At 28.4% G+C, this 22,250-nt stretch carries 20 protein-coding genes and 1 other annotated feature; of the genes, 18 read left to right on the top strand and 2 right to left on the bottom strand.

What is annotated here, in order from left to right:
• Positions 1 to 3: 3 nt before the first annotated feature.
• Positions 4 to 1,260, bottom strand: coding sequence for a CapA family protein (locus tag EIH23_RS00480; protein WP_122638243.1), 1,257 nt, complete (start codon positions 1,258 to 1,260; stop codon positions 4 to 6).
• A gap of 141 nt (positions 1,261 to 1,401) precedes the next feature.
• On the opposite strand from EIH23_RS00480, the gene EIH23_RS00475 reads away from it, so the two are divergent.
• The 18 genes from EIH23_RS00475 to EIH23_RS00390 all read left to right on the top strand — a co-directional run bounded on the left by EIH23_RS00475 (position 1,402) and on the right by EIH23_RS00390 (position 21,497).
• Positions 1,402 to 1,746, top strand: coding sequence for a YraN family protein (locus tag EIH23_RS00475; RefSeq protein WP_122638242.1), 345 nt, complete (start codon positions 1,402 to 1,404; stop codon positions 1,744 to 1,746).
• A gap of 13 nt (positions 1,747 to 1,759) precedes the next feature.
• Complete coding sequence (locus EIH23_RS00470; protein WP_122638241.1) at positions 1,760 to 3,283, top strand: YifB family Mg chelatase-like AAA ATPase; 1,524 nt, start codon at positions 1,760 to 1,762, stop codon at positions 3,281 to 3,283.
• Positions 3,284 to 3,292: 9 nt separating this feature from the next.
• Positions 3,293 to 4,210 (top strand): DNA-processing protein DprA, encoded by a 918-nt coding sequence (gene dprA, locus EIH23_RS00465; RefSeq protein WP_243113284.1) that lies wholly within the window; start codon positions 3,293 to 3,295, stop codon positions 4,208 to 4,210.
• A 214-nt stretch (positions 4,211 to 4,424) separates the two neighbouring features.
• A complete protein-coding gene (gene topA, locus EIH23_RS00460) occupies positions 4,425 to 6,500 on the top strand; it encodes a type I DNA topoisomerase (RefSeq protein WP_122638240.1) in 2,076 nt (691 codons plus the stop codon).
• A 179-nt stretch (positions 6,501 to 6,679) separates the two neighbouring features.
• The gene (gene codY, locus EIH23_RS00455) at positions 6,680 to 7,465 is read left to right on the top strand and encodes a GTP-sensing pleiotropic transcriptional regulator CodY (RefSeq protein ID WP_122638239.1); all 786 of its coding nucleotides are present in this window, start codon (positions 6,680 to 6,682) and stop codon (positions 7,463 to 7,465) included.
• A 68-nt stretch (positions 7,466 to 7,533) separates the two neighbouring features.
• Complete coding sequence (locus tag EIH23_RS00450) at positions 7,534 to 8,802, top strand: replication-associated recombination protein A (RefSeq protein WP_122638238.1); 1,269 nt, start codon at positions 7,534 to 7,536, stop codon at positions 8,800 to 8,802.
• A gap of 84 nt (positions 8,803 to 8,886) precedes the next feature.
• Complete coding sequence (locus tag EIH23_RS00445) at positions 8,887 to 9,657, top strand: GNAT family N-acetyltransferase (RefSeq protein ID WP_122638237.1); 771 nt, start codon at positions 8,887 to 8,889, stop codon at positions 9,655 to 9,657.
• A gap of 84 nt (positions 9,658 to 9,741) precedes the next feature.
• Complete coding sequence (locus EIH23_RS00440) at positions 9,742 to 10,674, top strand: ROK family protein (protein ID WP_122638236.1); 933 nt, start codon at positions 9,742 to 9,744, stop codon at positions 10,672 to 10,674.
• Between the two features lie 182 nt (positions 10,675 to 10,856).
• On the top strand, positions 10,857 to 11,324 hold the full coding sequence (locus EIH23_RS00435) for an RrF2 family transcriptional regulator (protein WP_122638235.1): 468 nt from the start codon (positions 10,857 to 10,859) through the stop codon (positions 11,322 to 11,324).
• Positions 11,325 to 11,326: 2 nt separating this feature from the next.
• Complete coding sequence (gene nifS, locus EIH23_RS00430) at positions 11,327 to 12,523, top strand: cysteine desulfurase NifS (RefSeq protein ID WP_122638234.1); 1,197 nt, start codon at positions 11,327 to 11,329, stop codon at positions 12,521 to 12,523.
• A 34-nt stretch (positions 12,524 to 12,557) separates the two neighbouring features.
• Positions 12,558 to 13,010 (top strand): Fe-S cluster assembly scaffold protein NifU, encoded by a 453-nt coding sequence (gene nifU / locus EIH23_RS00425; protein WP_122638233.1) that lies wholly within the window; start codon positions 12,558 to 12,560, stop codon positions 13,008 to 13,010.
• Between the two features lie 210 nt (positions 13,011 to 13,220).
• Positions 13,221 to 14,312 carry a tRNA 2-thiouridine(34) synthase MnmA gene (gene mnmA / locus EIH23_RS00420; RefSeq protein ID WP_122638232.1) on the top strand — a complete coding sequence of 364 codons (1,092 nt, stop codon included), beginning with the start codon at positions 13,221 to 13,223 and terminating at the stop codon, positions 14,310 to 14,312.
• Positions 14,313 to 14,379: 67 nt separating this feature from the next.
• Positions 14,380 to 14,597 (top strand) — a binding site (T-box leader).
• Positions 14,598 to 14,702: 105 nt separating this feature from the next.
• Positions 14,703 to 17,342 (top strand): alanine--tRNA ligase, encoded by a 2,640-nt coding sequence (gene alaS, locus EIH23_RS00415; protein WP_122638231.1) that lies wholly within the window; start codon positions 14,703 to 14,705, stop codon positions 17,340 to 17,342.
• A 24-nt stretch (positions 17,343 to 17,366) separates the two neighbouring features.
• Positions 17,367 to 17,624, top strand: a complete 258-nt coding sequence (locus EIH23_RS00410; protein WP_122638230.1) for an IreB family regulatory phosphoprotein — start codon at positions 17,367 to 17,369, stop codon at positions 17,622 to 17,624.
• A gap of 9 nt (positions 17,625 to 17,633) precedes the next feature.
• Entirely contained in the window at positions 17,634 to 19,817 is a 2,184-nt protein-coding gene (locus tag EIH23_RS00405; protein ID WP_122638229.1) for a hypothetical protein, read from the top strand.
• 165 nt (positions 19,818 to 19,982) lie between these two features.
• Positions 19,983 to 20,405, top strand: coding sequence for a Holliday junction resolvase RuvX (gene ruvX, locus EIH23_RS00400; protein ID WP_122638228.1), 423 nt, complete (start codon positions 19,983 to 19,985; stop codon positions 20,403 to 20,405).
• Positions 20,406 to 20,476: 71 nt separating this feature from the next.
• The gene (locus tag EIH23_RS00395; RefSeq protein WP_122638227.1) at positions 20,477 to 20,752 is read left to right on the top strand and encodes a DUF1292 domain-containing protein; all 276 of its coding nucleotides are present in this window, start codon (positions 20,477 to 20,479) and stop codon (positions 20,750 to 20,752) included.
• Between the two features lie 289 nt (positions 20,753 to 21,041).
• Positions 21,042 to 21,497, top strand: a complete 456-nt coding sequence (locus EIH23_RS00390; protein WP_122638226.1) for a Fur family transcriptional regulator — start codon at positions 21,042 to 21,044, stop codon at positions 21,495 to 21,497.
• Between the two features lie 4 nt (positions 21,498 to 21,501).
• On the opposite strand, the gene EIH23_RS17060 is transcribed toward EIH23_RS00390, so the two are convergent.
• Positions 21,502 to 22,239: a metal-dependent hydrolase gene (locus EIH23_RS17060; protein ID WP_122638225.1), complete on the bottom strand. Its 738-nt coding sequence runs from the start codon at positions 22,237 to 22,239 to the stop codon at positions 21,502 to 21,504.
• Between the last annotated feature and the right edge of the window lie 11 nt (positions 22,240 to 22,250).

The following is a 22,250-nucleotide window of genomic DNA, read 5'->3' as shown; positions in this document are numbered from 1 at the left end:
TTTTTATTCAAAAGGATTTTTGACAATATGTATTATGTCAGAAGTATTTACTAAAGAAGATGTATTATTATAAGATTCTTCTACTTTATTTTGAGATAAATTTTCCATTGTATTTAAAGTTACTTCATCTTCTATAGGAATTACTTCATAAACTAATTTAGAACCTGATGTATATTTATTAACCCAAGTAGGTATACAAGTAACCTTACTTACATAAGCTTCTTCATCTATGCTATCTTTAGTTATATCTATCGTTACCATTAACCCATCTTCCGTATAAGATGAGCCTAAAAATTCTCTTCTTTGATTACTAATTAAATTTCCTAAAGAGTAAAGAACTAAAGTATCATTATCTCCATCTGAAGATTTTAGTGTATCAACAGGCTGAACAACATGAGGATGGGAACCTATTATTATATCAACACCTTCATCACATAGCATTTGAGCAAGTTTGGATTGAAAATCACTAGGTGTTCTTTGATACTCATTTCCCCAATGTAGTATAACTATTTGCATATCAGTATTTTCTAATTTAGATAAAGTAGAATTGATAGTATTAAAAGCACTTTCTACATTTGTAGAGCTAAATACATTGGCCTTATCTTTGCAATCTTCTGATATTTGTATACCATTTAGATATTTATTTGAGTTTTTTATATCTCCATAGGAATAAGATGTTATTCCTAATTTTATACCATTAACTTCTTTTATAATATAGTCATTATCATCAACGTTACTTCGAGTACCAACTGTATCAAATCCTAAATCTTTTAAAACTTTAAGTGTTCTTTCAAATCCCAATGTACCTTTATCAAAAGTATGATTATTTATTGTTGATATTATATCAAAACCAGTATTTTTTAGAGCATCAGCTAAAGCATCTGGAGTATTAAATGTTGGATAAGAACTATAACCTATACTATCTCCAGCTAATGTTGTTTCTAAGTTAGCAATACTTAAATCAGAGCTTTCTATGTACTCTTTTATATACTTAAAATTGTTATCAAAAGAATATGTATTAGTAGAAGAATCATATTGAGCTTTTAGTTGTGGTGAATGAGTCATAACGTCTCCAACTGCAGTAAGTGTTAAGTTAGTTTGTTCAAATGTACTGGTATTAGATTTTGTATTTGTAGATTGTAAACTTATTTCATTATCTTTACTACTAGAGCATCCTATAAATAAAAATAGACATAATGAAATTGAAATTGTTAGTATAATTAACTTTATCCCCCGATATAAATCAATTTTCCTATTCATCAAAATTATCCCCCTTTTAAAATTTTATCCCCTGATATAAATAGTATATAAAATAAAGAAAATTTCAACAAAAACATAAAATTTGTATACTTATAGTTTCTATTGACAATAATTACAAAAAATTAAAGATAGGAGTAAAATATGAATAATAAAGAAAAAGGTGATTTGGGGGAAAATATAGCATTAACTTATCTTTTAAAAAATGGAGCCCGGGTAATAGAAAAAAATTATAAGATAAAAAGTGGAGAGATAGATATTATAGCGAATATTGATAATGAATTAGTTTTTATAGAAGTTAAGTCAAGGTCTAGCATAAAGTATGGTTATCCGTCGGAGTCTGTTAATATAAAAAAGATTAGAAAGATATCTAATGTAGCAAGGTACTATATTTTTATAAATAAATTATACGATATTCCAATCAGATTTGATGTTATAGAAGTTTACTTTAATGAAAATAAAATTAATCATATAATAAATGCCTTTTAGGAAAGGAAGTAAAATGCTAAGTATAATTAATTCAAGTAATATTATTGGCATAGAAAGTTTTTTAACAAAAGTAGAGGTTGATATAACAAATGGAATACCATGTTTCAATATTGTTGGATTACCAAGCACAGAAATTAGAGAATCAAGAGAAAGAGTAAAATCTGCAATTATAAACAGTGGATATAAGTTTCCTAACTCTAGGATAGTAGTTAATTTATCTCCTGCTGATATGAAAAAAGAAGGTTCATTTTTAGATTTATCTATATGTATAGGCTTACTTAGAAATTGTATAAAAAAGAGTGATGAATACTTAATAGAAAGTATGTTTATAGGAGAGTTGTCATTAGATGGTAATTTACGAAGGGTTAGAGGTATATTGCCGATAATTATAGGAGCGAAAGAGTGCAAAATAAAAAGAGTATTTATACCAGTTGAAAACTTTAGAGAAAGCATATTTGTAGATGGAATAGATATAATACCTATAAAAACGTTAAATGAATGTATAGATTATTTAAATAACAATATGACAATTATTAATAATAAATTAGATTATATAAACAGTGAAGATATTAAGTATGATGAAGATTTTAAAGATGTAAAAGGAAACTACTTTGTAAACAGAGGAGCTGAAATTGCAGCGGCAGGAAATCATAATTTGCTAATGGTTGGTCCTCCTGGTTCCGGAAAAACTATGATAGCAAAAAGGATAAGGACAATATTACCAGAAATAGATAAAGATGAAATTTTAGAAGTTAGTAAAATTTATAGTGTAGCAGGACTTATAGATAAAGAGATTGGAATTGTAAAAGAAAGACCATTTAGATCACCTCACCATACTTCAACCAAACAATCTTTAATAGGCGGAGGGAATAATCCTAAACCTGGAGAAGTAGTATTATCTCATAGAGGTGTATTATTCTTAGATGAAATAGCTGAATTTGATAGAAGAATACTAGAAACATTAAGACAGCCAATAGAAGATAAATATATAAATATATCTAGAGTAAAATATAGTGTAAGTTATCCATGTAACTTACTTTTAATCGGTGCAATGAACCCATGTCCCTGTGGGTATTATATGTCTGATAAAGAATGTAATTGTAAGCAATATGAAGTTAATAGATATAAAAATAAAATATCGGGTCCATTATTAGATAGATTTGATATGTTTGTAGAAGTTAATCAAGTTTCTTTTGACGATTTAAAAACATGTAAAAAATCAGAATCTTCAAGTGATATAAAAAAGAGAGTTGAGAATGCAAGAAAGATACAATATAAAAGATTTAAAAATGATATTATAAAAACTAATAATGAAATAAAGTCATCAAAAATAGATCAATATTGTGAAATGGATAATGATGCTATTAATGTAATCAGATTAATATTTAATAGATATAAACTAAGCAATAGAAGTTATACAAAATTATTAAAGATGGCTAGGACTATAGCGGATTTAGATGAATCTTTAATTATAAATTCAAGCCATATAAATGAAGCTTTTTCATACAGAAAAGCATACTATACGTATTTTGGATAGAGGTGTAATGTGGAAAGAAGAGATGCATATTTATGGCTAAAATCTATAAGTGGAATAAGTACAAAAACTATAGAAAAAATAAAAGATGAAATTGGAAATGTAGAAAATTTGATGGACTTTTCGGATAAAGAAATATATACTTTAAAAAATATAAATTTAAATATTAAGGAAAATATAGTAAAATATAAAAGCAATTCATATTTAGAAAAAATAAAAGAAATATTATATAGAAGAAATGTTAAGTATATTTGTATAGATGATAATAAATATCCATATGATTTAAAAAATATTTATAATCCACCATTACTAATTTTTTATAAGGGGAATTTAGATATTTTAAATAATAATTTGAATCTAGCTATGGTTGGATCAAGAAAACCTACTAGATATGGTATTAGCTGTGCGAAAAATATAAGTAAACAATTATCAGACTTAGGTATAAATATAATTAGCGGTCTAGCTATAGGAATAGACTCTTATTCTCACATGGGCTGTATTAATGGAAAAGGAAATACTATTGCAGTTTTAGGATCTTCAGTTGATAATCCTTTACCAAAACAAAATATAAATTTAGCCAATAAAATTATAGAAGATGGTGGACTCGTTTTATCTGAGTATAATGTTGATTCTGCTGTAATACCATCAAATTTTTCTAGCAGAAATAGAATTATAAGCGGATTAAGCAAAGGAGTTATTGTAGTTGAGGCGGCACAAAAGAGCGGAGCTTTGATAACCACAGAATTTGCTTTAGAACAAGGTAGAAATGTGTTTGCAGTTCCTGGAAATATTAACTCTGAGATGAGTAGAGGATGTCATAAGATAATTAAAGAAGGTGCTAAATTAGTAGAAGGCTTAGAAGACATAATAAGTGAATATAATATAAGTTGTATTAAAAAAATGAATTTGGTGAAAATTATGATAATATAGGGTTAAGCGAGGAAAGTGTTATCATAATTGACGCTATAAAAAATAATGGTGGCTTGCAAATTGATGAGATTTGTGATTATACTGGTATGGAAATAAAATATGTAAATACAGTTTTAAACGAATTAACATTACGAGACATTGTAATATAAGGAAATAACAATACATACAGTTTAAATGTATAAATAAGATAGATAGTGGGGGTGTGTGCTTTAAAATGGCAAAAACATTAGTCATCGTGGAATCGCCAGCAAAAGCTAAAACAATAGAGAAATTTTTAGGAAAGAGTCATTATACAGTGAAGGCGTCGGTAGGTCATGTTAGAGATCTACCTAAAAGTAAATTAGGAGTAGATATAGAAAATAACTTTGAACCTCAATATATAAATATAAGAGGTAAGGGCGATGTTATCAAGGAGCTTAAGAAAGAAGCTAAAAAATCAAAACAAGTATATCTTGCGACTGACCCAGATAGAGAAGGAGAAGCTATATCTTGGCACTTAGCTCATATATTAAATATAGAGGAAGATAAAGATTGCAGAATAGAGTTTAATGAAATAACTAAAGATGCTATAAAAAAAGCTATAAAAAATCCTAGAAGTATAAATCTAAATATAGTGGATGCTCAGCAAGCAAGAAGAGTACTTGATAGATTATTAGGATACCAAATAAGTCCAATACTTTGGCAAAAAGTAAGAAAAGGTCTTAGCGCTGGTAGAGTTCAATCCGTAACAACAAAATTAATTTGTGATAGAGAAAAAGATATAAAAGCTTTTATACCAAAGGAGTACTGGACAATAGATATAAATGCAAAAACTCACGATGGTGAAGACATAGTATTTAAATTCTACGGTAAGGCGAATGAAAAGCTTGAACTAGAAAATGAAGAATCTGTAAATAATATTTTAAAAGAAATAGAAAATAAAGATTTAATTGTTGAAAAAATAGAGTCTAAATCAAGAAAAAAGGCTGCTCCTAAGCCTTTTACAACAAGTGTACTTCAACAAGAAGCTGCGAATAAGTTATCATTTACAACTAAAAAAACTATGATGATAGCTCAAGAACTATATGAAGGTATAGATGTAGAGGGAGAAGGTACAGTAGGTCTTATATCATATATTAGAACAGACTCAAAGAGAATATCTGATGAAGCTAAGCAAAAATCTAAAGAATATATTTTAGATGAAATAGGAGATAAGTATTATAAAAATGCCACAGATGAAAAAAAACAAGGAAAAGAAAAGAAAAAGGTTCAAGATGCTCATGAGGCAATTAGACCGACATCTGTTTATAGAACTCCAGAAAGTATAAAGTCTTCATTAAGTAAAGATCAATTTAAATTATACAACTTAATTTGGAGAAGATTTGTGGCTAGTCAAATGGAGGATTCTGTGTTTGATGTTTTAAATGTTGAATGTAAGGTAGGAGATTTTATATTTAAAGCTACAGGGTCAAAAATGAAGTTTGATGGATATACAAAAATTTATAATTTTACAGAAAGAGAAGATAAAATACTTCCTGCTATAAAAGAAAAAGATACATTAAATATAGAAGAGTTTCTTCCAAATCAACATTTCACTCAACCACCTGCTAGATATACAGAGGCAAGTTTAGTTAAAACCCTAGAAGAATTAGGAATTGGTAGACCGAGTACTTATGCTCCTACAATTGCAACTATACTTAATAGAGGCTATGTTGAAAAACAAGGGACAAGTTTATATCCAACTGATTTAGGTATAATAGTAACAAATATACTTGAAGAAAATTTCCAAAAATTCATAGATGTTGATTTTACAGCTCATATGGAAAATGAACTAGATAACATAGAAGAAGGAAATACAGCGTGGAAATCTGTGGTAGCTGAAGTATACGCACCTTTAAAAGAAGCAATAGAGACAGCTATAGCAAATGTAGAAAAGGTTAATATGGATGAAGAAACAGATGAAATATGTGAACAGTGTGGATCTAATATGGTTATAAAGTATGGAAGATTTGGTAAGTTTATGGCTTGTAAAAATTATCCTGAATGCAAAAATACGAAGCCACTTGTAAATAAAATTGGTGTTAAATGCCCTGAATGTAAGGATGGAGATATAATACTTCGAAAATCTAAAAAAGGTAAAGCCTTTTATGGATGTTCAAACTATCCTGAATGTGACTTTGTATCTTGGAATAAACCAACAGGTGAATTTTGTAAGGAATGTGGATCATATATGATTGAAAAAGTTACAAAATCAGAAACAAAAAATGTGTGCTCTAATAAAGAATGTAAAAAAGTAGAAGAAAAAAGTTAGAAATTTGAACAAGTTGAATGAAAAGTCTAATTATATTTTATATTGAAAAACCTTTCATTTTATGATAAGATTCTTATTGCACAAATTTTGAATTTAAGTATTTGTTTGTATAAAACAAATTTTAAAAGATATAAATAAAGGTTATTTAAGGCCGATATTTCATGAGGAGATGATTGTAAATGGCGAGCGAAGTATTACAAAAAACGAGAAGAATAAATAAAACATTACAAACAAGTGGTGGAAGTAGTGTTTCTTTTGAATTACTAGCAGGATCTTTAGGAGAAGTTCTTAATGCAAATGTATACGTATTAAGTTCAAAAGGAAAAATATTAGGCCTTTACCTTAATGATGAGGCTGATAGTTCTGTAGTAGAAGAAGAAGATACTAATCAAAAAATGTTCCCTAAGGAATATAATAAAAGTTTATTAAAGATAAATGAAACTTTAGATAACTTAACAGGAGAAGAAGTTCTTAAATTATTCCCAGATGAGCATGGTAGACTTGAAAAGTATACAACTATAGTTCCAATATTAGGTAGTGGTCAAAGATTAGGTACTTTAGTGCTATCAAGATATAATGATAATTTTACGGATGATGATTTAGTTATATCTGAATATAGTGCTACTGTAATAGGATTAGAAGTACTAAGAGCTCTAAGTGAAGAATTAGAAATTGAGATGAGAAAGAAGGCTGTAGTTCAAATGGCTATAGGAACATTATCTTACTCAGAGTTAGAAGCTGTAGAGCATATATTTGATGAATTAAACGGAAAAGAAGGTTTACTTGTAGCAAGTAAAATAGCGGATAGAGTTGGGATAACTAGATCTGTAATAGTTAATGCCTTAAGAAAATTTGAAAGTGCAGGAGTTATAGAGTCTAGATCGTTAGGTATGAAAGGTACTCATATAAAGATACTTAATGATAAACTTATACCTGAATTAAAAAAAGTTAAAAATTCTAACTAATAAAATTGTCACAAAAAGAAGGTATCTAGAACTAGATACCTTCTTTTTGTATAAAATTAGGAGGTAAAATGAAGCCATTAGCAGATAGATTAAGACCACAAAATATTGAAGATATGGTGGGGCAATCACATATAATAGGCGAAGGTAAGGTTTTAAATAAAATTATAAACAATAAGTCAATACCAAATATGATTTTATATGGACCACCAGGTACTGGGAAGACAACATTTGCAAATATAATTGCAAATGCAACAGGTAAAAAATATGTTAAGTTAAATGCTGTAAATTGTGGAGTAAAGGAAATTAAAGAAGTTATAGAAGCAAGTAAACAAGATTTATTTTCATATAATGGAATAATTCTAATGCTTGATGAAATACAGGCTATGAATAAAAAGCAACAGCAAGCATTATTAGAAGTTATAGAGGATGGATCAGTAACTTTAATAGCAAGCACAGCAGATAATCCTTATTTTGTTATATACAAAGCAATATTGAGTAGAAGCTCAATATTTGAATTTAAAACTATAGAAAAAGAAGAGATATTTAAAGGATTAAAAAGAGCGGTTGGAAAAATTAGCGATTTATATTCATATGAAAAAATTAATATAGATGATGATGCATTAAAATGCATCTCTGAAATTTCTAATGGAGATATGAGAAGTGCTTTAAATAAACTTGAGCTAGCATTTAATTTAGGGATTGATATAAGAAGTAATAGCGTAAATGTAACTGTAGATACGGTAATAGAATCCTCTAGTGAAAAAGGTTTAAGTTTTGATAGGGGAGGTGATGATGGATATTCTATACTATCAGCATTTCATAAATCATTGAGAGGGTCAGATGAAAATGCCGCAATACATTATTTAGCTAGATTAATAAAATCAGAAGATATGCAAGGAATTACAAGAAGGCTATTATGTGTTGCAAGTGAAGATGTGGGACTAGCTGTACCTCAAGCTATAACTATAACACATGCTTGTGTTTCAGCTGCTTTGCAATTAGGGTTCCCAGAAGCAAGGATACCTTTAGCTCAAGCAACAATATATTTGGCCCAATGCCCAAAGTCTAATTCTGTTATTAATGCAATAGATTTGGCTTTATATGATTTAGATAATATTGAAACTGGTGATATACCTATACATCTCAAAGATGCTCATTATTCAGGAGCTAAAGATTTAGGTAGAGGTGTAGACTATAAATATCCTCATAACTACCCAAACAATTATGTGAAACAACAGTATTTACCAAATACTATAAAAGATAAGAAATACTATAGTCCAGGCGAAAATAAAAATGAACAAGCATTTAAACATTATTGGGAGAATTTAAAAAAATAGACTATAATAAATATTAGGGAGATAAACTAATAATAAAAAATTAAATTATTTATTTGTTTGAGTATTGTATCAGGGGGAAATTTTATGATTATAAAGCTTGATTCTTCTTATCATAATAAGGTTATAAAATATTTAGAAAGAGAATCTGAGTTTAACTTATTAACGATAGGGGATATAGAGAGATACGGATATGATAACTACTTTTTAAATATATGGGCAGATATTAATAAAAAAGGGGAAATTGAAGGTATACTTGTTAAATGTTTTGAATTTATTATCTTTTATGCCTATGATAGATTTGATGTAAATGAATTTGCAGATTTAATTAGTAGTATGGATTATTCAGAGATAAGTGGGAAATCAGAAGCAGTAGATAAATTAGCATATAAGATAAATTTAAGAAAAAGTAGGAAAGTTAAATTTTGTAAACTTGAAGATAAAGAGTTGTTAAAAGAAGACAATGTGAATATAAAGGTAAAAAAAATGAAGTTTAGACATTTAGGAAAAGTAGCTAAATTGTATGAAGCTATTGATGAGTTTGAAAATACTACTGTAGATAATCTTAGAAATGGACTAAAAACAGGTAGAGGTTACTTTATTGAAGTGGATAAAAATATAGTAGCAATGGCTAAAAGTACTGCAGAAAATAAAAAGTATGCAATGATAGTTGGAGTAGGAACTCATCCAAACTATAGAAATAGGGGCCTTGCTACAAAATGTATAGTAAAAATATGTTCAGAATTATTAGATGAAAATAAAACACCATGTTTGTTTTATGATAATGAGAAAGCAGGCGCTATTTATCATAAATTAGGATTTAAAAAAATAGGAAATTGGAGTATTTATTACAAATAGCAAAAATTAGATTGAATTTAGAATGTAAATATATATATAATATTTTATATAAGTAAAAAATTAACAATGACAGGGGGAATTCAAATGTATAACATTGGAATTGATGTAGGAGGAAATAGCATAAAAGCTGGTCTAGTTGAAGATGGTATGATAACTATTAGATCTACAAAAGAGGTTAGCATGCTTACTGGATTTGATGGGATAATTGAAATCATAAAGGATGTTGTAAATAGTATACTAATTCAAAAAAATATAACTATAAATGAAGTAGAAAGTATCGGTATCGGTATACCTGGAGTTGTAAATAAACAAGGTTGTGTAAGTTGTGTAAACTTAGGCATGAAAAATGATCCATTAGAGAATAGAATAAGAGAAATATTTCCGAATACAAAAATTGTAGTTGAAAATGATGCTAATGTGGCTGCATTTGCAGAATACAAGTATGGTAGCATGAAAGGTTATGACACTGGAGTTATGATTACTCTAGGTACTGGAGTAGGGGGAGGTATTATTATAAATGGAAAACCTTTCTCAGGAGCTCATGGCATAGGATCAGAGATTGGACATATTATATTAGATTCTAATTATTATACTTGTAATTGTGGAAATAATGGATGTTTTGAAACTTTTTGTTCAGCAACAGCTATAATAAAATATGCTCAAAAATTAATTAAAGAAGGTGAAAAATCTATTATTATTGAAATGGCTGAAAATAATATGGATAATATAAATGCAAAAGTGGTATTTGATGCATATAGGGAAAAAGATATTGTAGCGATAAAGGTAATCAATAGATTTAAAGAGTATTTAATAAAAGGAATTTTAAGCATAGTTCACTTTATTGACCCAGAGATAATATCAATTGGTGGTGGATTATCAAACTCAAGTGATATTATTTTAGAGGGGTTAGAAGAAGAATTAAATAAAAGAGCAATATATAATGGTAATGGAGTTTCAAAAATAGTAATTGCAGAGTTTAAAAATGATGCGGGAATTTTAGGGGCATCTGCTTTATAAAATCTATAATGGAAAACTAACTAGTGAATAGCCTGATAATGCTATTTACTAGTTTTTTTAATTCATACAAAAATACTATGTTTTAAATCTTGACAAAAATACTAGGATATAATACAATAATTTTAAAGTTAATTCCTACTGAAACAGTATGATTTAGATTTCAGTATAGAAGGTGATTGAATATGAAATTATCTACTAAAGGTAGATATGGATTAAAGGCAATGTTTGAATTATCTATAAGTCAAAGCAAAGGTCCAGTACCACTTAAGGTAATAGCAAACAACCAGAATATATCGGAACAATATTTAGAACAGATTTTTTCTAAGTTAAAAAAATCTGGGATAATAAAAAGTGTAAGAGGTGCACAAGGTGGGTATCTATTAGCTAAGGATGCAAAAGACATTAGTGTAGGAGAAATATTAATAGCACTTGAAGGTCCTGTATCTCTATCTGAATGTGTACTAGATGAAGATGTATGCGAAAATTCAGGTACTTGTGTAACAAAGATAGTTTGGGAAAAGTTAAAAAAGGGTATAGAAGATGTTATAAACTCAATTACCCTACAAGATATGATAAATGATTACGACAAAAATAGATTTTTAGATAATGATATAACTAAATTGATATCAAAAGATAGGGAGTGTAACTAAAAATGGAAAAAAGAAGAATATACATGGATTATTCTGCAACTACTCCAGTTAAGAAAGAAGTAGTAGATGCTATGATGCCTTACTTAACTGATTATTTTGGAAATGCATCAAGTTTCCACTCATTTGGTAGAGAAGCAAAAGAAGCGTTAGATAAAGCAAGAAGTCAAGTTGCTTCACTTATAAATGCTAATCCAAATGAGATATACTTTACAGCTGGCGGAACAGAAAGTGATAACTGGGCTATAGAAGGAGTTGCATTTGCAAATAGAAATAAAGGAAATCATATAATAACATCAAAAATAGAACATCACGGTGTACTTCATCCATGTGAGTATCTAGAAAAGCATCATGGATTTGAAGTTACTTATTTAGATGTAGATTCAGAAGGTAGAGTTGATTTAGAACAATTAAAAAACTCTATAAAAGATACAACTATATTAATAACTATAATGTTCGCTAATAATGAAATAGGTACTATACAACCTATAAAAGAAATAGCAGAGATAGCTAAAGAACACAAGATAGTATTCCATACAGATGCTGTTCAAGCGGCGGGTAACATTCATATAGATGTAAAAGAATTAGGTGTAGATTTAATGAGTATGTCATCTCATAAAATATATGGGCCTAAAGGTATAGGAGCTTTATATATTAAAAGAGGCACTAAACTTCATACATTTGTACATGGAGGCGCTCAAGAAAGAAGAAAAAGAGCAGGTACTGAAAATATACCAGCAATAGTTGGTTACGGTAAAGCTGCAGAGTTAGCTAAAGCTAATATGGATAATCATATAGAAACATTAACTAAGTTAAGAACTAAGTTAATAGATACTATATTAGAAAAAATACCTCATACAAGAATAAACGGAAGTTTAATTCATAGGTTACCAGGGAATGTAAACTTTGGATTTGAGTTTATAGAAGGTGAAGGAATACTATTATTATTAGATATGTTAGGTATAGCTGCATCAAGTGGCTCAGCATGTACATCAGGATCATTAGATCCATCACATGTTCTTATGGCAATAGGATTACCTCATGAACTTGCTCATGGGTCACTTAGACTTTCAATTGGAGATTTTACAACAGAAGAAGATATAGATTATATAATAGATAATTTACCTAAGGTTATAGAGAGATTAAGAAGTATGTCACCTCTTTATGAATCTTATGTAAGAGAACAACAATTAACAAAATAATAAATTAAACGGAATTTTTAAGGAGGATATAATCATGCAATATACTGAAAAAGTTATGGATCATTTTATGAACCCAAGAAATGTTGGACAAATAGAAGATGCAAGTGGTGTTGGAGAAGTAGGAAATGCTAAATGTGGAGATATAATGAGAATATATCTTGATATAGATGAAAACCAAATAATACAAGATGTTAAGTTTATGACATTTGGATGTGGATCAGCTATAGCTAGTTCATCAATGGCTACAGAAATGGTAAAAGGTAAAAGTGTACATGAAGCTTTAGAAGTAACTAATAAAGCAGTTGCAGAAGCTTTAGATGGTTTACCACCAGTAAAGATGCACTGTTCAGTATTAGCTGAGCAAGCTATAAAAGCTGCATTAATAGATTATGCTAAGAAAAATAATATACACATACCAGAATTAGATGGTGTAGTTATAGATGATGATCATGATCATCACCATGATATAGATGAAGATGAAGAATAAGAAATAGTTTAGATAATAAATTATAAGTGGGAACTTGGGCTGGAATAAAAATCTACATGTAATGTAGATTTTTATATCCAGCCTTTCGCTTTAATATAAAAATGATGTTAAGATATATTTGTGATTATATAAATATAAGAGTATGAAGTAAGTTTATACTTTTAAAAAATGTACAAAGTAGATATAATATAGAGAATGAGGTGATTTTTAATGAGCAAAAAAAAGGTAATGATAGGTATGAGTGGTGGAGTTGATAGTTCTGTTGCTGCATACTTATTAAAGGAACAAGGCTATGATGTAATAGGAGTTACTATGAAGTTATGGCAAGATGATGAAGATGACGATATAATTGAAAATGACGGAGGATGTTGTTCATTAGCTGCAGTAGAAGATGCAAGACATGTAGCTCAAAAAATAGGTATACCTTTTTATGTACTAAACTTTAGAGAAGTATTTAAGGAAAAGGTAATTGATTATTTTATAGATGAATATTTAGAAGGAAGAACTCCGAATCCTTGTATAGCATGTAATAAACATATAAAATTTGATGATTTTTATAAGAGAGCTAGACAAATTGGATGTGATTATGTGGCAACAGGTCATTATGCTAAGATTGAGAAAGATGAAGAAACAGGTAGATATTTACTTAAGAAATCAGTTACTGATAAAAAAGATCAAACTTATGCTTTATATAATATGACACAAGACCAACTAGAACATACATTGCTTCCTATAGGTGATTATGAGAAAGAAAGAGTAAGAGAGATTGCTAAGGAGTTAGGATTTGACGTTCATAATAAACCAGATAGTCAAGAAATATGCTTTGTAAAAGATAATAACTATGCAGGATATGTAACAAAGCATGCTAACAAAAGAATAGAAGAAGGATTCTTTGTAGATACTAAAGGAAATGTATTGGGAAAACATAAAGGAATCGTACATTATACTATAGGACAAAGAAAAGGGCTTGGAATTGCTTTTGGTAAGCCTATGTTTGTTGTTGATATAGATCCAGTAAAAAATACTGTTGTATTAGGGTCTAATGATGATATCTTTAAAAAAGAGCTTATTGCAAAAGATGTTAACTTAATAACTATAGATGAGATAAAAGATCCTATAAGAGTACAAGCTAAAGTTAGATATTCAGCTAAACCATCTGAAGCTACTGTGTATAATAATGGAGATGGAACTATAAGAATAGTATTTGATGAAGCACAAAGAGCTATAACTAAGGGACAATCAGTTGTTATGTATGATGGAGATAAAGTTGTTGGCGGAGGAATTATAGTTAAAAGTTTATAAAAAATATATTGATTAATTTTGCAAAATTTAGTAAGATAACTATATATGAAGTCAAAAATAAAATTAATTAAAGACATTGAAAAGAAATAGTAAATTATTTGAAGTCTTACAGAGAGAGGGAATTGGTGGAAACCCTTAGAATAGAATAATTGAAGCAGTCTTGGAGTTACAACTTGGAAATTAAGTATAAGTTGTCGGTAGTTACGTTATAACTAAGGTTTTCCGAAGATATCATAACTTTTTATGATAATTAGGGTGGTACCGCGAAATAATCTCGCCCCTATAGTTTTTTATAGGCGCGAGTTTTTTTATATTTAAATTTAAATAAATAATTTGATGTTTTAAATATAAAAATATAAACACAATTAATATTTATAGGAGGAATTTAATATGCAAAAAATGGGATTAAATGAAATAAGAAGTAAATTCTTAAACTTCTTTGAATCTAAAGGACACTATGCTGCAAAAAGTGCTTCTTTAGTACCACATAACGATAAAAGTTTATTACTTATAAACTCAGGAATGGCTCCTTTAAAAAATTACTTTGCAGGAGTTGAAGTTCCACCAAGTAAGAGAATGACTACTTGTCAAAAATGTATAAGAACTGGAGATATAGAGAATGTAGGTAAAACTGCTAGACATGGTACATTCTTTGAGATGTTAGGTAACTTCTCATTTGGAGATTACTTTAAGAGAGAATCTATAAGATGGGGATGGGAGTTCGTAACAGAGCATTTAAATATACCAGAAGATAGATTATGGGTAACAGTATACGAGAATGATGATGATGCTTTTGATATATGGTCAAAAGAAATGAACTTCCCAACTGAAAGAATAGTTAGACTTGGAAAAGACGATAATTTCTGGGAAATAGGTACAGGACCGTGTGGACCATGTTCAGAGATATACTTTGATAGAGGAGAAGCATTTGGATGTGATAATCCAGATTGTAAACCTGGATGTGATTGTGATAGATATTTAGAGTTCTGGAACCATGTTTTCACTCAATTTGATAGAGATGAAGAAGGTAACTATGGACAACTTGAGCACAAAAATATAGATACAGGTATGGGTCTTGAAAGAATGGCTTGTATAATGCAAGATGTTGATAATATATTTGAAGTAGATACAATAAGACAAATAATAAGTGCTATAGAAAAAGTTGCAAATGTAGAATATGGTAAAAATGCTAAAACAGATGTTTCAATAAGAATAATAACTGACCATATAAGAGCTGTAAGTTTCTTAGTTGCTGATGGAGTTTTACCATCAAATGAAGGAAGAGGATACGTTCTTAGAAGACTGTTAAGAAGAGCTGCTCGTCATGGTAAATTATTAGGAATAAAAGAAAACTTCTTATATAAATTAGTTGATGAAGTTATAAAAGTAAGTGGAGAAGCTTACCCAGAATTAGTAGAAAAAGAAAGCTATATAAAGAAAGTTATAAGAATCGAAGAAGAAAAATTCAATGAAACTATAGATCAAGGTAGTGAAATATTATCTTCTTATATAGAAGAGTTAAATAAAAATAATGAAAAAACTTTAAGTGGAGAAAATGCATTTAAATTATATGATACTTATGGTTTCCCAATAGATTTAACTAAAGAAATATTAGAAGAAGTTGGTCTTGATTTAGATGAAGATGCTTTTAATGAAGAAATGAATAAGCAAAGAGAAAGAGCTAGAAGTGCAAGAGGAAATATGGACGGTGAAAGTTGGAAAGAAGATCCATTATCTAAATTAGATGAATCTGCATCAAGTAGCTTTGAAGGATATAATGATTTAACTTTAGTTGGAAAAGTTAATGCTATAGTTATGGATGATGAAATAGTAGAAGTTGCTAAAGAAGGAGATAATGTAGCTATAGTATTAGATCAAACTACATTCTATCCAGAAGGTGGAGGACAAGCAGGTGACTGTGGAATACTTTCTAATGATAACGTAGTAATAGAAGTAATAGATACAAGAAAAGGCGCTAACAATACTATAAAACACATAGGAACAGTTAAATCTGGTGAAGTAAAAGTAAATGATGAGTTAACTACATTAGTAAATAAAGAAATAAGAATGGCAAGTGCTAGAAACCATACTGCAACTCACTTATTACACAAAGTATTAAAAGAAGTATTAGGAGAACATGTTAATCAAGCTGGTTCTTTAGTTAATTCAGAAAGATTAAGATTTGACATAACTCACTTTGAGGCTATATCAAAAGATGAATTAAAAGTTATAGAAGAAAAAGTAAATGATGCTATACTTGATTCTTTAGATATAAATTGTGAAAATATGGGTATAAATGAAGCTAAAGAAAAAGGAGCTACAGCTCTATTTGGCGAAAAGTATGGTAAGGAAGTAAGAGTTGTATCTATGGGAGATTTCTCTATAGAGCTTTGTGGAGGTACTCACTTAAAAAATACATCTCAAGTTGGTATGTTTAAAATAATATCTGAAGGTGGAGTTGCTGCAGGAGTAAGAAGAATAGAAGCAATAACAGGAAGATCAGTTTATGAGTATTTAAAGGAAAGAGATGCAATTATAAATGAAGTATGTGTTAGCTTAAAAGCTAAAGAAGATAATTTAACACAAAGAGCATCTCAAATAGTAGATGAAAATAAAGCTTTAGCAAAAGAACTACATGAAATAAAGGCTAAAATGAGTTTACAATCAGCTGATTCTATATTAGATTCTAAGATAGAAATAAATGGAGTAAACTTAGTAACAGCTAAATTTGAAGGTATGGATATGAATACTTTAAGGGAAACAGCTGATAGCTTAAGAGATAAATTAGCTTCAGGTGTTGTAGTTATAGCAAATATAGCAGATAATAAAGTTAACTTTATTGTAACAGCTACTAAAGATGTACTAGAAAAAGGAATACATTCAGGTAATATAGTTAGAGAAGTTGCACAAATAGCTGGTGGAAAAGGTGGAGGAAGACCTAACATGGCTCAAGCTGGTGCAAGTGATGTAAGTAAGGTAGAAGAAGCTTTAAATTATGCAGGAGAGGTAATAAAATCTCAAGTAAAATAAATTTACTTTAAAGGGGGATTTACTTTGGATAAGAATCTAGATTATACTGTTAAATTCGAATGTGTATCTGAAGATAAAATGAGTGTTGGGGATACTATAGATTTTGTATATAAAGCATTAATAGAGAAAGGATATGACCCTATAAATCAAATTATAGGGTACATTCTTTCTGGTGATTCAAGCTATATAACTAGCCATAAAAATGCAAGATCAATAATAAAGAAATTTGAGAGAGATGAAATACTTGAAGAGGTAATTTCTTATTATTTAAAAAGAAAGTAGGTCAACTTCATGAAAAAAAAGATTGCATCGTTGTTAATGGCTATTATGATATTGGTATCTTTTATGCCAATAAATAGTTATGCAAATGGAAGTAATAATAAAGTTCAAGGAAAAGTTATATTTATTAATATGAATAGAACTAGCCTTGCAAGTATGCTACAAATATCTTCTTTAAAAGAAGAATTAGATAATAGAGGTTATATTGGTCTTATGAATATCAGAGGTGATAAGGGAACTGATGATAGAAGATCTTTAGCCACTATGGGTGCAGGTAGAAGAGCAAATGTGAGTACAGAAAGTTTTATAAATTTTAGAGAATCAAATGACAATTCTAGCAAGGTTTATGAAGCTTCTACAAATGCAAAAGCTAAGTCAATAAATGATTTAACTATTAATAGATCGTTAAATGAAAATGCTGAAAACGGTGAATATGGAGCTGTATTAGGTTCTTTAGGACAGACTTTATCAGAGAATAATTTAAAAACGGCTTTAATAGGAAATAGTGATACTATAGAAAATGAAAATTTAGTTAGAAATAGAAATCTTGGATTAGTAGCTATGGATCAATATGGTCGAATCGATGCTGGTAATATTGATAACATAAATATAGAAGATTTATCTATGCCTTATGGTATAAGAACTGACTATAATAAATTATTAGAAGAAACTAAAAATCAGTATAAAGAAAGTGACGCTATATTTGTAGATATTGGAGATACATATAGACTTGATAAATATAGACTAAATTTAAATGAAGCTACATATAGTGCTACAAAGTCAAAGATACTAAATTATATAGATGAATACTTAAAAGAAGTATTTAGTATTGTAAATGAAAATGATACTATATACATAGTAAGTGCATTCCCTAGTGATATAGATTATTCAAATAGAAGAAGGCTATCTCCTATAATTAAGCTATCAAATGAAGGTAAGGGACTTTTAGCTTCTGCTACAACTAGAAGAGATGGAATAGTTGCTAACCTAGATATAGGAGTAGATATTTTAAATGAATTTGGATTAGAAAATGAGGATATGGTAGGTAAAAGCTTTACTACAATTGATAAAGATGATAATACTACATACTTATTAGATGAATATGAAAAAATAGTTTCTATATCTAATATAAGATCAACTATTATAAATACTTTTGTTGGTGTTGTGTCTGTATCATGGGTAATAGCTATGTTTGCAGTTTTATTTAGAAACTATATACCAAATAAAGAAAAAGTATTTAAAGTATTAAAGGAATTTATAAAACTTGGTTTTATACTTCCATTAGCATTCTTAGTTGTTGGAATATTTAATTTTAAAACACAAGTTTCAATATCATTAGGTATAACTGGCACAACTATATTACTTTATATTTTAGGAAGAATATTATTTAAAGATGATATAAAACATATGGGATTCTTTGCAGGCATTACAATACTAGCAATATCTATGGATTGTGTATTTGGAACGTATTTAATGAAAAATAGTATAATGAGTTACGATGCAATAATTGGAGCTAGATACTATGGTATGGGAAATGAATATCAAGGTATAGCTATAGGTAGTGCAATTTTCGCACTTGCAGTATTACTTCAATATAGAAAGATTCCAAAATGGTTAGCTGCAGTTGCATCAGTATTAACATTATTAACTACAGCATCACCAAGTATGGGTGCTAATGTAGGAGCTGCAATATCTGAATGTGTTGCATACTTAGTATTTTTATTAATAATATTTGATGTAAAATTAGACTTTAAAAAGGTATTTTTAATATTACTTGCTGCAGCAGGTGTAGTATTTGCATTTGCGGCATTTGATATAATTTCTGGAAGTGAATCTCACTTATCAGGATTTGTAAAACAAATTTTAGCTAACGGTCCAATAACTATAATACAAACATTCTCTAGAAAGATTCAAATGAACTTAAAACTAGCAAAAACTACAGTATGGGTAAATATATTACTTGTAGGAGTAGCAATTGTAGGTATTATGATATTTAGACCATCTAAGCATTTTAGAAACTTAGCTAATAAGTACAAGTATATATTTGATAGCTTTATTGCCACATTAGTAGGATGTTTTATAACGCTATTAGTTAATGATTCTGGTATAGTTGCGGCAGCCACAGCATGTATTTATATACTTATACCTTTAATAATAATAAGTATAAATATGATTATATTTGAAGATGAAAAATAAATAAGATCGAGCTGATATAAAATCAGCTCGATCTTATTTACTTGAAAATTATTTGCAAATAGATACACTTATAATATAAAATAAGATATGAATGTTTTTAAATTAAATAGGAAGAATAATTTAAATAAATGATAAGAAATATTTAAAAGTCAAAGGAGACAAATAATGCTAGACGGAAGAATTATGGGATTAGATATAGGAGATAAAACTATTGGTGTTGCTGTTAGTGACTTAATGGGAATGACTGCTCAAGGTGTAAAGACAATAAGAAGAGTAGGAAAGAAAAAAGATATAGAAGAATTAAAAGCTATAATAAAAGAAAGGCAAGTTAACAAAATTGTATCAGGATTACCTAAGAATATGAATGGTACACTAGGCCCACAAGGTGAAAAAGTTATAAAGTTTTGTGAATTAATAAAAGAAGAAACTGGTTTAGATATAGAGTTTTGGGATGAAAGATTGTCTACTGTTGCAGCAGAAAGATCTTTAATAGAAGGTGATGTAAGTAGACAAAAAAGAAAAAAAGTAATAGATATGTTAGCAGCAGTAATTATATTACAAGGATATCTTGATTCAAAAAGTTTTTAGTAAAATGTATATAAATTTATAGATTTATGATATATAATATAAATAATAAATAATAATTTGAGGTGAAACAAATGCAAGAAAATATAATCAACTTAATCGACGAAAATGGAGTAGAAAGCCAATTTGAGATAATATTAACTTTAGAAGCAGAAGAAAAAGAATATGCTATATTAATGCCTGTTGAAGATGAAGAAGCAGAAGAAGCTTTAATATTTAGAATAGACGCAGATGAAGAAGGAGAAATATTAGTTCCATTAGAAAATGATGATGAGTATGAAACTGTTGTTGCAGTATATAATGCAATAATGGAAGAGGAAGGTTTAAACTTCGACGAAGACGAACAATAAAATTTAGTAAAAAACCTACTTAATTTTTGATTAAGTAGGTTTTTTATTTTTGATTTATAATAAAATAATCTATTTGAGAATAATATGAGTGCTTTTCTTGCTTAAATTTGTAAAAATAGGGTAATAATATTATCATACGAGCACTTTAAATAGAATATTAAATTTAGAAAGGTTATTCTCAATTGAAGATTAAATTGACGATTGAAGTTTTAAAATCTTGACAATACCATAAATATTAGATAGAATTTTTAATAAGAATTATCAATTGAAAAATAAAAGGGTGATATACATGAAGAATATAATGGAAGAGTTAAAAGAAAAGCTAAAAGAAACAGGCTTTAAAATTACTCCTCAAAGACGAGCTATAATAGAGATATTGTTAAAACATGAAAATGAACATTTAAGTAGTGAAGAGATATACGATTTAGTAAGAGTTGATTGTCCAGAAATAGGGTTAGCAACAGTATATAGAACTATGCAACTACTAGATGAGATAAATGTAATATCAAAGCTTAATTTAGATGATGGATGTGTTAGATATGAAATTAGTTTAAATGAAGAAGATTGCCATCACCATCATCATCTTATATGCGGTAATTGTGACAAAATAATAGAAGTAAAAGAAGATTTATTAGATAGTATAGAAAGTGAAATACAATCTTTATACAAGTTTAAAATAGTAGACCATGATGTTAAGTTTTATGGTTTATGTGAAGAATGTAATAAAAATATAAGTCCTGAATAAGGACTTATATTTTTATTACAGAATAAAATATAAAAAATATTAATACAAATATAATTAACATTTCTAAGAAGTTACTAAAATGACCACCAACCTTTAAACTTCCTATAGAAATTTTTTTATTACTTAGTGGATAAAAAAGAGGAACTCCTTGTCTAGTAAATAAATCGCCTAAAAATATATGACTTGAGTAACTGATAGTTCCCCAAAATGATAAATTGTATATATTAGTTAGTAGTTCAATTTGTTTAAGGAGTAAATATAAAATGGTGATTGCTAGAACACTATGAGATACGCCTCTGTGCTTAAACCATGGGAAAATACCTAGCATTATAACAAATAGAACTATAAAAATTTTTGTTTTGACTAAATAAAGACAACCCCCCAGTAATAGAAAAGTCAAAGATAAAAATAACTTTCTTAAAAATTTATGGCTAAGTTTTGACTCTATTATAAATATTGAAATAAAAGTTATAATAGAACTTAAGTAAAAATTATTATTTATTTTTAAGGAAAAAAAGAATATTACTATATTTATTGTATATATTAATGATTTATATAAAAACTTAGATACATTTTTTTTGATAAATAAGTTTGATATTGTAGAATTAGGTTCATCTAAGTCTGGAAGTAATGAAAAAATAGCTGAAACTATAATTGAAAATATTGTAATAGGTATTTTAAAAATTAATGATGCTTGTATGGATGCTAAGACGCCTATAGCACAATGTGTTCTACCACGCATAAATCCTCCTA

The sequence above is a fragment of the Romboutsia sp. Marseille-P6047 genome, assembly GCF_900604535.1.
Taxonomy (GTDB): Bacteria; Bacillota; Clostridia; order Peptostreptococcales; family Peptostreptococcaceae; genus Romboutsia_E.
This window is presented reverse-complemented; position numbering and strand designations above follow the sequence as displayed.